This is a genomic window from Arthrobacter oryzae (assembly GCF_030812315.1).
GTDB lineage: Bacteria > Actinomycetota > Actinomycetes > Actinomycetales > Micrococcaceae > Arthrobacter > Arthrobacter oryzae_B.
Map to the genome: position 1 here is coordinate 235,028 of NZ_JAUSSM010000009.1, position 12,605 is coordinate 247,632.

The window sequence follows — 12,605 nt, forward strand, 5'->3', positions numbered from 1 at the left end:
CGTTGTTACACTCATCCTTGACGCGGCTTTCTCGGTCTCTATTTCCCGCGGTCCGGCTCCTGGGGGGGTCGACGCCTGGCCCCTAGGATCTCGCGATGTTTCATGCCCTGCGCACACATCTGTCCGCCCGCCTCCTGATTCCAGCTGTCCTTGCACTGGTCTGCGGCTCGGTGGTTTCGCTCCCGGCCGCCGCCGATGCGCCGGAGCTGCTGGCTGCTCCGCCCGCCGGGCAGCATGCGGGTCCCGATGCCGCCACCGACCAGTTCATCGTGAAGTTCAAGGACAACGCCACCGCCGGTTCGGCCCTGACAGAGTCCGTCGGCAAAGTGGCCCGGAATGTGGGTGTCCCCGTGACCGACGTCCGCGGGACCTCTGCGGGCGCCCGCGTCGTTCGCGCCGAACGCACGCTCGATAGCCGTGAATCCGAAAAGGCGCTGGCCGCCCTGCGGGCGGACCCCGCCGTTGAATACGCCGAGCCGGACGCCAGGATGTACCCGACAGCGGCGCCGAACGACCCGTACTACCCGCTGCAGTGGGGACTGCAGTCCGGCGGCGCGGCCGGCACGATGAACATGCCCGACGCGTGGTCACTCAACAGGGGCGCCGGTGTAGTGGTGGCCGTGGTGGACACAGGGATCACCAGCCACTCGGAACTGAATGCCAACGTGCTCCCCGGCTACGACATGATGTCCGATCCCGCCTACTCCAGGGACTCCAGCGGCCGCGACGCCAACCCGCGCGACGAAGGCGATTGGACCCCGGCCGGCATGTGCGGTGACGGCGTCCCCGCCAGCCCTTCCTCCTGGCACGGCACCCAGGTCGCGGGCGTTATTGCCTCGGCCGCCAACAACGGAAGCGGCATCACCGGTGTCGCCCCCGAGGCGAAGATCCTCCCCGTCCGTGCAATGGGTCCGTGCGGCGGATATATGTCCGATATCGCGGACGGCATCGTCTGGGCCGCGGGCGGGTCCATCGCCGGACTGCCGGCGAACCCCAACCCCGCCCGCGTCATCAACCTGAGCCTCGGCGGTGACGTGCCCTGCCCCGCAACCTTCCAAAGTGCCGTCAACTTCGCTTACGATTCCGGGGCGGCAGTGATCGCCGCGGCCGGCAACGAAAACCGGCCGGCTGCCGAGACCAGTCCGTCCAACTGCCAGAACGTCATCTCTGTCGCCGCCCTCACCCGCACGGGCAATCTGGCACCGTACTCCAACTACGGACCAGCCGTCGATGTGGCGGCCCCGTGCGGGGACCGGAGCCAGGCGTCCTCGGACGGAATCCTGGTGACCTTCAACGCGGGCACCCAGGTTCCCGGTGCCGAAACCTACGCCTACTCCAGCGGCACCTCCCTGGCCGCCCCGCATGCCGCAGGACTCGCCGCGCTCCTGATGTCCCGGCTGGGGGACCTGGCCACGCCAACCAACGTGGAAGCGCGGCTCAAAGCGACATCCACGAAGAACGGGTTGGCGTGTGCCAACACGACGTGCGGCAGCGGCCTCCTGAACGGGACAGCAGCACTCAACTTCCAGCCCGACCGCGAGATCAAGGGAGTCGCACCCATCATCGGCGGCAAGGCAGCCGTCGGGCAAGACCTCTCCGCCCACGCCATCAACTGGACGCCCAGCGACGTCACCTTTTCCTACCAGTGGAACCGCAACGGCGCCCCCATCCAGGGAGCGCAGGCAACGACCTACCTGCCGCAAACGGCCGACGTCGGGACAACACTGACGGTCACCGCCACCGGCAGCCGCTTCTTTGGCCAGAGCGTGTCCGTCACCTCGGCGCCGACGGCTTCCGTGGAGGCTGCCCCGGTGGTCCCGCCGTATGAACCCAGGATCTCCGGGCAGGCCATCGTGGGCGGTACCCTGACAGCGTTCGCAGGATCTTGGCAGCCGGCACCGGTGGCACTGTCCTACCAGTGGCTGCGGTCCGGCAACACGATCCCCGGTGCCACCGCCGCGACCTACACCGCAACTGCAGATGACAAAGGGCATGCCCTGACTGTCCGCGTCACGGGCACGAAGGACGCCTACATCACGGTGGAGCAGACCAGCACCGCAACCGAGCCGGTAGCCACAGGGGTAGTTCCGGCGCCGGTCCAGTTCACAGACAAGATCGGCACTCCCAAGGACAGCTACACGGTGCCCTCGACGGTGGGCGTGGAGTACTTGGTGGGCGGCAAAGTGATATCGGCGGGAACCTACCCGGGCTCCGGGACCGTCACGGTGACCGCAGGGCCACCCCCGGCTACACCGTGGTGGCAAGGAAAGCTACGTCCTGGATCTTCTTCTTTGACCCCGTGATCTTCCACGACGTCAACGCAGGGTCAGCCTTCCACCAGGAGATTTCCTGGCTGGCCCTGAAAGGAATCACGGAGGGATGGACGGAAGCGGACGGCACCCGCACCTTCCGGCCGGCCCAGCAGGTCAACCGCGACCAGATGGCGGCCTTCCTGTACCGGTTGGCGGACAGCCCTGACTTTGACCCGCCGGCCGAGTCGCCGTTTGTCGACGTGCCCACCAACCACAGGTTCTACCGGGAGATTTCTTGGGTCGAGTGCAAAGATCAGCCAGGGCTGGAAGGAAACGGATGACACCTGGACGTTCCGCCCGGCGTCCACCGTCAACCGGGACCAGATGGAGGCCTTTATCTACCGCCACCACCTTTACCTCCACCCAGGATCTCCGTCGTACGTGCCGGAAACGCAGTCGCCGTTCGCGGATATCCCCACCACTCACAACTTCTACAAGGAGATCTCGTGGCTGGCCAAGAACGGAATCACTAACGGCTGGAAGGAAGAGGACGGGACGCAGACCTTCAGGCCGGCCGCGTCGATCCTTCGGGACCAGATGGCCGCGTTCATGTACCGCTACGACATGCAGCGCTGACACCGCGGCGGAGAGGGCAGGTGGATAACGGGTGCCATCACCCACTCGTGACGAATGATAACCAATGAGTCCTATGAGCATCAGACAACCCCTTGGTAGAATTGAGGCGGACGCGGCGACGCTCTCCGGTCCCGCGACCTGTGGGGGCAAAGCACGGACCATAGGATGCGAAATGTTTGATGCGCTGAGGAGGCACGCGTCCTCCCGGATAATCCTTGCTGCTGTCACACCCGGACGTTCCGGCCCGCCGAAGCCGTCCGCCGCGACGAGATGGCCGCCTTCCTTGACCGCCACGCAGGATCGCCCAATTTCGTGCCCCTGGCGCAGCAGCCCTTCGTGGACGTACCCGCAGGGCACACCTTTCTATAAGGAGATCGTGGGTCTGGAAAGCGGGGATCGCCACGAGCTGGAGCGAGAACAACGGGACACAGACCTTCAGGCCGTCGGTGTCCGTCCTCCGGGATCAAATGGCCGCGTTCATGCACCGCTACGCCACCAGATCCTGACGGTGGTTTCACACTCACGGCTTTTCGCACCCGCTCACGGACTTGTTACGCAAGTGACAGGTTGGAACCCCTGTGAGCAGTGATACATTCGGCTTGTGACAACTAGGGGAACGTAAGGAGACAGCCCATGTTTGAAGGTGTCCCCGACGAAGATGCGTGGCGAAATTGCACCACGCTCGACGGCGCATGTGAACTGACGGCACGGTGGCTCGAGGGATCCCTCAGTTATGTGCCCGGCTATACGGCGCCGCAGTACGCCGGAGAGAACGGACCGATGAGCGAGGCCCTGGCCGCGATCAACCGCCTCGGCTTCCTCACGGACGATTCGCAGCCCGGGATGGACGTCTCGGGCGGAAACGGACAGCGCGCCTTTGTGACCGGCCGCTGCACGGAACAGTCAGCAGCCGTCATTTCGGCAGTGCTGGTTGAAACCGACCTGGTGGTACTGGTGTTCCCTCCGGGCGAAGGAGGCAGCGGGCAGATCTGTGTGACCCTGGACGGGTCCAGGGAGTTCACGTGGCTGGGAAGTTCCGGCGGGCCCTCCTACGCCCACGAGACATACACGGACTGGACCAATGAAACACTCGCCAAATCGCTGGCCGAGTGCTGGGAACTCCAGATTTTCGACCCGGTCTGGGGGAGGAACACCAAACTGGTTCCCCTGCTGCAGAAGGCCCTGATCACCGCAAGGGCCTGAGGCCGCGCAGCCGTTGTAAAGATTGGCCGCCCCCGGAATTATCCCCGGGTGCGGCCAACCGTCACCTATGACCTGTGACCGCTGCCGCGGGGCCGCTTATTTAGGGCAGCGATGGTCGGGGTTGTAGGCCGCGAACATGCCGTCCGGATTGTCCTTCCACACCCATGCGTGCAGGGCAAACGTGCCAGGGAACGGCCCATCCTCGAAGTCCAGGCCGGCGATTTCCGGCCGCTCCGTTGCCGTCGACATGAACTCGATGGCCACCAGCTTGTAGCGTCCGCGCTCGTTGGGCATGTAAACGAGCACTTCCGGCTTGCGGGCCTGCGTCTTGTCGTCCAGCAGGTCCTTCTTCAGGTAGTGGAACCCCATGGCCCCGCTGCCGTCTGCCTTCTCGACGCATTCGCTGGCCTTCTCGTAGCCGTCCGCAATCGCGTTATCCAGCCAGCGGTAGTCGTCAGTGACATTCCGCAGCGTCCTCACCAGCCGGCGCTGTTCGGAATTCTTGCGCCAGTCGTCACTCTTGTCCGAGTCGTGGTGCCCTGATCCTCCGCTGGAACCCCCGTGGGCGACGGCGCCAGGTGCAAGCCCCACAGCCAGAACGGCAGCGGCGACCATGGACATCATTCCTGTTTTGGTGCGAGACATCATTTTCTTCTAACCCTCTGAGACCCGAGATTTGTTGTTCGGTAAGGGACGCGAAGCATGGGAACGAGATGCCCCATTCTTCGCCAGGATGCCGGCCGGCCCGATGGGCGCTGCCGGTGAATGAGCCGCCCAGGTGGATAAACATCCATCGATTTGGGCGGCGGTATAAGTATGCTCCTCCGGCTGTAGGTGCCGCTAGGTATTTCGGGAACCGAGTTCTCTCCGCTGCGAGTGTCCGTCGATGAAAAAGCACGAATTGGCCACTCTGTCAGGTGAATCAAAGGGACGGTTACCGTCTACCAGCGGGCACCGCAAGCGTCACAAAACGCGTGACTTGGTTTTGCTGAAACATCGTCCTATAGCGCGCACTGCATCGTGTGGGACGGCCGATCGTTTAGGAGGAACGCATGAGTGGGCAGTACGCACGAGATTCGCGGCGTGAGCTGCGGAGGCGTCCTCCAGATGCTTGCCTACGTGGGACTGGCAGTGTTGGCGACGGCGACCTTGATCGTGGTGGTCACGGCGCTGGGGCGCTGAGCCATACGGGCATCCAGGGCAGGCGCTCTGCCCGTCCTGGACCGTAAGCCAAAGATTTGGGCTTCCAGTGAAAACCGGCATCCAATTGACAACATTTGTTGAGGGAATTACAGGATTGGACAAATCCGGTAAAGCCCCAGTATGGTGTGAGCAATTCGATAGAGGTCCATAATTCGTTGCCGGTCGCCCGCCCCTAGACTCAGTAGTGCCCAACGGGGCGGCCTCGAATGCAACGACGCATCCTGGAGGTAAGGCCGTGGCTCTGACTGATTTCGCCGTCGCGCTGTGCGTGCTGATGGGAACCCTGATTATCCCGTTCACCGCTCTGTACGTGCTGCTCCGCCTCAAGCGCAGCGCCGCAGCAAAGCCAGCCCCTCTGAAGGTCCGTCCGTAATGCCGTACGTAGACATCAACCCGCACCGCTCCGGTCCCAAGTGGCCGGGCTATGTGCTGCTGCTTATTCTTCTCATTCTGACCATCGGTGTAGTGGCGGTCGCACTATTCCACGGCTAACGCAGTAGTCGGCTCAAGGGACTTCGAACGTATTGCTGTCGGCAGATAGCAGTGCGAAAGTTGCAGTTAGAATGCAGGCAGAGGCCTTTCCGTTGAACATAAGGGCCGAAAAGGTTGCCGTGCCGCCGACGGCGATCGCGGGGGTTTCGTTGCCTTTCAGGTTCTTGCAGTTCGAGCTCGAGTGAATAGTTACCGCTGCTTCGGCCGGATTTCCGAATGCATCCGCTGCCATTACAAGGACCGCGGGTGAGATGGCCTTGTTCTTCTCAGCGGTGATCAGTGTGGGACTGAAGACCAGGCTGGCCGCGGACGCGGCAGAGACCGTGACCGGTTTGGGGGCCGCAGACAGGCCCGTGGCGTTGAATATCAGACTCGCCGAGCCGGCTTTGGTGTCTCCGTAGTAGAACGACGCCGACGAGGCCCCTGCGGGAATGGTCACCGAAGCGACGGTTGCGCCGCCGGTTGTTAGGGCAAAGACCTTGGCGCCGGTGGAGTTCGACGCGAGCGCGACGTCAGTGCTGCCGGTAGTCACGGGATTCCCGTACGCATCCTGGCGCTGAACCGTGAACGGCCCGAAGGTTGCGGTTGCGGAGGCTGTGCCCCACGCAGGGCCTGTGACCATAAGCTGGGTGGCGGCCGCGGCCGTGACGGTGAAGGGAGTGCTCACTCCGCCTGAGTATCCCGGGCGGGAAGCGATCAGGGTGTAGCCGGTGTCGGCTTTGTTGAGGGAGAGGCCCGCGAACGTGGCCTCGCCCCAGATGTTGGTGGTTGCCGTCAGCGTGCCGGAGAGCGAGCCTCCGGCGGGGTTGTTGCCGATGCCGATGCTCACCTCAGCTCCTGCCAATAGCAGCTTAAGACCGAGAGCAGTCCGCAGTTCCACGGTGACGGACTGCACGGGTGAGCCGGCCGTGACACTCGCCCCCGGCTGGACGATGAAGTTGATGGTGTCTCTGTTGTCCACGGTGACGTTCCCGCTGGCGATGCTGGATGCGGTCCAGGAAAGGTGGACGGCTGTTACCACGTATTGGTGCGTCCCCTCGGGAACGGACGTGTCCGTACAGCCGGTGCCGGCGATGAGTGCGGCAGGGCCGCTGCCGCAGGCCAACATGGAGGTGGCGCCGGTGACGCGGGTGACGTAGTAGCCCGCAGATGCAGGTGTTCCCATTGATTCAGTCCAGGAGACCGGTACGTTCGAGGCGCTCGTTGCGGGGACCGTCACATTGGTGGGAGGGGCCAGGGTGGCGACTGCCGCCGTCGTACTTCCCGTACCTGATGCCGGCCAGTAAGCGGAAGCTGCCGTCGCGCCGACCAATGCCACAACCACCATGGCAACGAAGGCGATTACGCCGGGGCCGAATGTGCGGGGAAACAACACCAGCCCCCGCCGAAAGCCGTGGGGGGCTTCTGGGGAGCTGGTGTTGCGCCTGCCGGACATTCGCACCTTCTCGACGTTGGCTCAGGGGGTGGTGGGGGTGCCACGTTCACCATTGGGGGATGAAGGTGACGGTGGAGAAGGAACGTTGGCCGCGGCTGGGTGCTAGCGAGCGACGAAGTGGAGCGGAATCGTCTTCCCCTGGCAGCCGTCCTGGTTTTCATTCTTATTGATCATCTGGACCGTGACTGCGCCCTCGAATGATTCACCGGCGTCAAGCTGGGTGGCCGTGATGGCAGGTGAGACCACAGTGAAGTCAGTCGCCGAGCAGCCTGTCACGGACCATGCGGTGCCGTCAGTGCCTGCCACAGTGGCCTTTACCTCGGTAAGGTTCTGGACGCCGGTCCCCGGGTTAGTGACCGTATACGTGTACTCGAGGACAGGACCGCCGGGGGAGAGCGTGCCGGAGGACGGAGCCGCACTTACGACAGTGAACCCTGCGGTGCTGCCTGCGGTGGCTGCATTGTCATCAGTGCCGATCGCGCTCCAGTAAGCGAATGCCGCGCCGCCGCCAATAACCAGCATGGCAGCAGTGGTGATGATGATGCGCTTCTTGCGTCCGGCTACTTTGCTCATTTGAAGTTCCCCTTGAACTTGTGCGGCGTATCCGCAGACCTTCGGGCCCTGTCCGGCTCCGTTAGAAATAGTCTCGGGTAGCACACTCAAGTGGCCGCTAAGAAAGGCTCAAGGTTAACTCAAGGTTGATTATGTAACAGCTGTGACGGAGTCTGGGCCTTTTCAGGTCGTCCCCGGGCACCCCGTGTGGGATGGGCTAAATCTAGTAGTCCGGCCAGTCGATCGCTTCGGCGAAGGCGTGAAGGAATGACGTTGCCGCGGCGCCGGCCGCAAACGCCAAACTCGCGATAATGAAACCGACGGCCACCGGATGACTAGTTCCATGAAGGTGATGTGTACTCATGGGTTGAGCCTAAGGACTAGCATCCGGGCGGACGGGAGTGGACGCTACCTATTTTTGACGATGCATACACTTGCCGGGATACCTGAAGATTGGCCCCACACTCGGTTTCGACGTTTCCAAACTCGGCAAGGCAATCCCTGACGTTCAAGCCCCCGCGCTAACTTGGGCAGCAGGAGCTTGTTCGGCGTCGGGTGGCGTGATTGGTTTCGTGGTTCCTTCTGCGCCCGCGGACGGGGCCGGTGTCGCCGCGGATGACGTCACTTCCACGGCCCGGAATTCAACCGGCGTCCCACCGGGATGGCTCTTGAACAGTGAAAAGTAGGCGCCCCGGTAGGCAGTATCATCCGCAACGGTGGCGATTTCCCGGCCATCCAGCCGGGCAAAACGTATGGCGGCAGGTGCGACATCGATGCGAAAACGCATCCATTCACCAGGAACCGGTGGCTCGGTGGCAACAGACGAGATTGATAGGGCATCCTGGATTTTCGGTTCCTGCCGGAATAGTTCAAGTTTGCCGCTTGGCTTTAGAGCGAGGTAGTAACCCCCGATCTCATTCGGAGTCCACGGACGAAATGCACGGTCATCCGCTTGACCGAAGGCAATCCCGGCGTCCAGTTCTGGAGCCGCACCCGTGTTGGTCGGCCACCGCAGTTCATACGTTAAGGTGTAGTTTCCTGACGTGATGGGGCACATGGAACCCATGACATAACTTCGCCGGCCGTCACCTTCAAACCGGATGGATGCCGACTCCGGCTGCAGCACTGGCTGGCTCTCCCAGGTGTGGATCCACGGGAGATCGCCCGGGGCGCGCAACCCTGAGGCGAAACTATCCTTGGTGCTTTTTGGCGTTTCGCTGGTCACATAAAGCAGATTGGAACACATCATTCCTCTCACTCCAAGGTGTTCCAGCCTTTGACGCATCCACCGGGTATGGACTTCCCAGCAAATAACGGGCTTTCCAAATGAAACAAGACGACGTATCTCGTCGTCGGTCGCGTCGTGGTAGATGCCAAGAAGGTCGAAGGTATCCGCAAAGCGTTCAAACTGGCGGTCGGAGCTGTCCGTGAAGTATCCCCAACTTGTGTAGCCACGTTCCCGGACGGCACCTGGCAGCTTGGCGGCCCCCGACTGTTTCCACACAAAGTGTTCGGTGGAGTCCGGGTAACTGTCCAGCAGGTCAAGCAGGGCGTTTGTATTTGTTCCCTGTTTGTCTTCTATGAAGATCACTTCCTTGGACGCGTGGGCGTCCAGAACGTCCTTCACCTTTGGAATTGGATCCCGAGGCGATGCCGGCCCCAGCCACTGCCGCGCGTCATTCCGAAGTCCGGCAATGTCTGAGTACGGGCGATCCGCTATGTTCCAGTTCTGCCCTGTGAGTTTCTGCGTGTTCGTGAGGTGGTGACACACGAGGACGCCGTCGGACGTGCTGCTGAGGGACACCTCGATTGCTTTGGCCCCCACTGAAACGGCCTGGCCGTAAGAGTACGCAGTGTGCTCGGGCCAGTTGTCGCCTGAGCCACGATGCGCGATGAAGAATGAGTTGGTCATGGCGAGGAGACGGGAAACGGAATTCGTTCCCTTGGCAGCGTCCCCGTCGGTCGCACCATCCGTCCGTGTGGCATCGGGGGATGGCGACGAGGAAGTGCAGGCGGACAGCACTAAGCCGCTGGCCGTCGCCAAAAGCAGCCCGCGACGGGAAATATGCTGTTGCCCGGCGGCTGAACCTGACGGTGTTCCCCTGTTGTCCCGCATGAGCTGCCTGCCTAATCTCTCAGTTCGTCGTCTGGGCCAGAAGATCGTCGTACCGGACCGCGACCGGCAAGTTGGTGGCGCTCCCGGAAAGGTAGGTGCTCAGACCGATCCCTCCGGGACCTTGGAGCGTAGTAGTGGAGTCTTGTGCAGACACCTGCCAGGCGTCGGGTTCTGTTGTTCCCACCTTCCAGATCTTGGCGCTCAGGGTTGTGGGCGACACCCCTGTGACCCGCAGACGTACCTGCAGTTGGTCCCCCGGTACGTATGTGAGTCCCGGATTGGCTGTACCAAGCACGGTTTCACCGCCGGAGGATCGGACCAGTTGCAGTGACACTGCGCCCGATGCGGATACCCCAACCTTGGCACGGTATTCTCCGGACGTTCCCCGGCTGCGGCCCACGACCGTGAGATAGCTTCCGCCGCCGTTCGTAACCTTGTCCAACGAGAGCTTCAGCCACAGGTCGAGGTCACTCGTGGAAACCGCATTGAGGTAGGCGGTGCCGGAGGAAGCGGCATTTGAATGCGTGACGTTGCCGCGGCCCCCGTTGACCGACAGGGACGTCCCGCTGGATCCCCAGGTGCTCCAGGCTCCTCCCACCTCGGCACTTCCGAAACCACTGGCCACGGTCCGCTCAAAGGAATCCCGCGCATGAACCAGCGGTACCGTACCGCCTGCCACCGTGATTTGGCGCGAGGTGGTGCCGGTGGCGCCGGCGTTGTCGGTGACCGTCAGGATGATGGTGTAGGTGCCCGCTGCGGCGTACGTGTGCGTTGCCGGTGTTCCGGAACCCGTTGTTCCGTCCCCGAAGTTCCATGCGTAGCTAGTGATCGTTCCGTCCGTGTCCGAGGACGCGGACGCGTTGAGCGACACGGTCAGCCCGCTGGCCGTCGAGGTGAAGGAAGCGGTGGGCGGCGTGTTGGTGGTGGGCGTTCCTGACACCGTGACAGCTGCACTTTGTGAGGAAGCCTGCCGGCCAAAGGGGTCCGACGCAACGATTTGGTAGGTGTGGGATGAGCCCGGCGGCAGCCCCGTATCGGTGAAGGTCAGTGTTGGCCGCTGCCAAAATGTGGATTCGCGGGAGACCGTGTGGACAGCGACGGCGCCGTCACGAACCACGCGGTAAGTCAGGTTCTTGTTGTCCTGGTCGTGGTTTGCCTGCCAGTCGATTCTGACCGTCCCGCTGGACGGCGATTGGACTGTGGGCACCCAGGCACCACCTGAAAGCACGGGGCCGCGGGCATTGGGTGCGAGGTCCTTCACGGCAAGACGCACCAGGCCTTGCTGGGCTACGCCGTTGACACGCGGGAATTCTCCGCCCAAGACGACATACTGCGAGTTTCCCGTGACGGCCCACGCGGCCTGGGACTGGCCGGTGAAGGAGCCGATGTCGAGGCTTGGAAACCAGTTCTGGAGGGTCGGTGATGGATTCCCCTCGAAGTTGAAGTAGCCCAGCGGATCCCTGGTGATGGTTCCGGTGGCCTGCCTGCTGAACGCAATCGCATGATAAAAGGTCCATGGATTGGTTTGCGGAAAGCCGCCGATGTTTCCGCAGTAGTGGGGATGGCCCACCACATAGACAGCGTTCCCGATCGGCGCCACTCCGTAGCTGTCCCCGTGGCAGTCCTCGATCCAGTTGGTCCTGCCGTCGTTCCAAGCGGCAGAAAAGGTTCCTTCGAAGTTTGCTCCCGAACCGAAGTCGTAGCCCGTCCCGTAGACGTAGTTCCCGTCGCCGGCCAGGCTGAGGATCGCCCCGTTGGATCCTGCATTGCGGACCACGGAATTCACAGCGAAGGGAAAGTTGGTCCTACCCGTCACCGTGTCAACGGACGCCAGGCCGTACCCCGGGTTCGATGAGCCGTTCATGCTGGAGAAATTTCCGCCCATAACCATGCGGCTGCCATCCGGCGAAAGTGCCAGTGCGATGACGTCTCCGCTTGCAGGGACCGGGTTCCAGCCGGTTGTGCTTCCGTTGGAGGCGCTGACCGCCCCCGCCTTTGGCCGGGTGGATGAGTTCAGCGCATTGAACCAGCCGCCGAGGTACACGACATCCGCTGTTGCCACTATGGCGTTCACTCTTGAACTGACATATGGGCGGAACGATTGAATCATTTGTCCCTGGTTTGGCTGTCCGACGGCGTTTATGGCAGCCACCCGGTAGGCAGTCGCCCCGTTCACGGTGGTGAAGGCCCCGCCGACGTAAATCCGGGTGCCATCGGGAGACGCCGTGATGCTCACGGCCTGGGCATTCAGGCTCGGCGCCCAGTCGGGGACCAGAACACCAGTGCTGAGTCTGAAGGCGAGTACATAGTTCCTGGGGACGGTGTTGGTCCCCGGTGCAGCACCTGCGGGCCTCGCGGTTCTGAAGTTCCCTGCAACGTACACAAAGTCTCCGACGATGACCTGCGACCACACGACGCCGTCAACCTGAACTGTGGGTAGCCCGTCTGCGGTAACTGTCGGCGGGGTGGCCGGGTTGGCGGGATCGACAGGTGCCGAGTCCGCCTTAACCGGCGCGCTGAGGAAGACGACGGCGGTTAGGACCACCAGGAGGGCGGTAACAAGGGCAACCAACCGGTAAGCCAGGTTTTGGACGATGTGCATGGGGGTCCTCCGACATCACGCTAGGGCGTTGATTTCCTGGTGTCACTTTGTGGCCGCCACGATTAGGTCGTCGAAGCGGATTACCACGGGTGCGTTTGTGGCGGTGCCGGAGAG

Annotated in this window: 12 protein-coding genes; 6 read left to right on the forward strand and 6 right to left on the reverse strand. The window is 62.7% G+C overall.

Features of this window, described 5'->3' with window-relative positions; translation table 11 throughout:
- Window positions 1-95 precede the first annotated feature (95 nt).
- The 4 genes from J2S97_RS18285 (at window position 96) to J2S97_RS18300 (ending at window position 4,091) form a co-directional block, all read left to right on the forward strand.
- Window positions 96-2,303: a S8 family serine peptidase gene (locus J2S97_RS18285; RefSeq protein WP_307051359.1), complete on the forward strand. Its 2,208-nt coding sequence runs from the start codon at window positions 96-98 to the stop codon at window positions 2,301-2,303.
- Window positions 2,258-2,593, forward strand: a complete 336-nt coding sequence (locus tag J2S97_RS18290) for an S-layer homology domain-containing protein (protein WP_307051360.1) — start codon at window positions 2,258-2,260, stop codon at window positions 2,591-2,593. The genes J2S97_RS18285 and J2S97_RS18290 overlap by 46 nt, the downstream gene beginning before the upstream one ends.
- A 100-nt stretch (window positions 2,594-2,693) precedes the next feature.
- The gene (locus J2S97_RS18295; RefSeq protein ID WP_307051361.1) at window positions 2,694-2,888 is read left to right on the forward strand and encodes an S-layer homology domain-containing protein; all 195 of its coding nucleotides are present in this window, start codon (window positions 2,694-2,696) and stop codon (window positions 2,886-2,888) included.
- A gap of 633 nt (window positions 2,889-3,521) precedes the next feature.
- The gene (locus J2S97_RS18300; protein ID WP_307051362.1) at window positions 3,522-4,091 is read left to right on the forward strand and encodes a DUF6919 domain-containing protein; all 570 of its coding nucleotides are present in this window, start codon (window positions 3,522-3,524) and stop codon (window positions 4,089-4,091) included.
- Between the two features lie 96 nt (window positions 4,092-4,187).
- Here the strand turns inward: J2S97_RS18300 and J2S97_RS18305 are convergent, their stop codons facing one another.
- A complete protein-coding gene (locus tag J2S97_RS18305) occupies window positions 4,188-4,736 on the reverse strand; it encodes a hypothetical protein (RefSeq protein ID WP_307051363.1) in 549 nt (182 codons plus the stop codon).
- 411 nt (window positions 4,737-5,147) lie between these two features.
- Between J2S97_RS18305 and J2S97_RS18310 the strand changes: the two genes are divergently transcribed.
- Both J2S97_RS18310 and J2S97_RS18315 read left to right on the forward strand, forming a co-directional pair.
- The gene (locus J2S97_RS18310; protein ID WP_307051364.1) at window positions 5,148-5,273 is read left to right on the forward strand and encodes a hypothetical protein; all 126 of its coding nucleotides are present in this window, start codon (window positions 5,148-5,150) and stop codon (window positions 5,271-5,273) included.
- 256 nt (window positions 5,274-5,529) lie between these two features.
- Complete coding sequence (locus J2S97_RS18315) at window positions 5,530-5,667, forward strand: hypothetical protein (RefSeq protein ID WP_307051365.1); 138 nt, start codon at window positions 5,530-5,532, stop codon at window positions 5,665-5,667.
- Window positions 5,668-5,799: 132 nt separating this feature from the next.
- On the opposite strand, the gene J2S97_RS18320 is transcribed toward J2S97_RS18315, so the two are convergent.
- From J2S97_RS18320 to J2S97_RS18340, 5 genes are all read right to left on the reverse strand, one after another.
- Complete coding sequence (locus J2S97_RS18320) at window positions 5,800-7,161, reverse strand: hypothetical protein (RefSeq protein WP_373460584.1); 1,362 nt, start codon at window positions 7,159-7,161, stop codon at window positions 5,800-5,802.
- 162 nt (window positions 7,162-7,323) lie between these two features.
- Window positions 7,324-7,794, reverse strand: coding sequence for a hypothetical protein (locus J2S97_RS18325; RefSeq protein ID WP_307051367.1), 471 nt, complete (start codon window positions 7,792-7,794; stop codon window positions 7,324-7,326).
- Window positions 7,795-7,996: 202 nt separating this feature from the next.
- Entirely contained in the window at window positions 7,997-8,137 is a 141-nt protein-coding gene (locus J2S97_RS18330; RefSeq protein WP_307051368.1) for a hypothetical protein, read from the reverse strand.
- A gap of 144 nt (window positions 8,138-8,281) precedes the next feature.
- A complete protein-coding gene (locus J2S97_RS18335; RefSeq protein WP_307051369.1) occupies window positions 8,282-9,685 on the reverse strand; it encodes a glycerophosphodiester phosphodiesterase in 1,404 nt (467 codons plus the stop codon).
- A 223-nt stretch (window positions 9,686-9,908) separates the two neighbouring features.
- On the reverse strand, window positions 9,909-12,491 hold the full coding sequence (locus tag J2S97_RS18340) for a PKD domain-containing protein (protein ID WP_307051370.1): 2,583 nt from the start codon (window positions 12,489-12,491) through the stop codon (window positions 9,909-9,911).
- Between the last annotated feature and the right edge of the window lie 114 nt (window positions 12,492-12,605).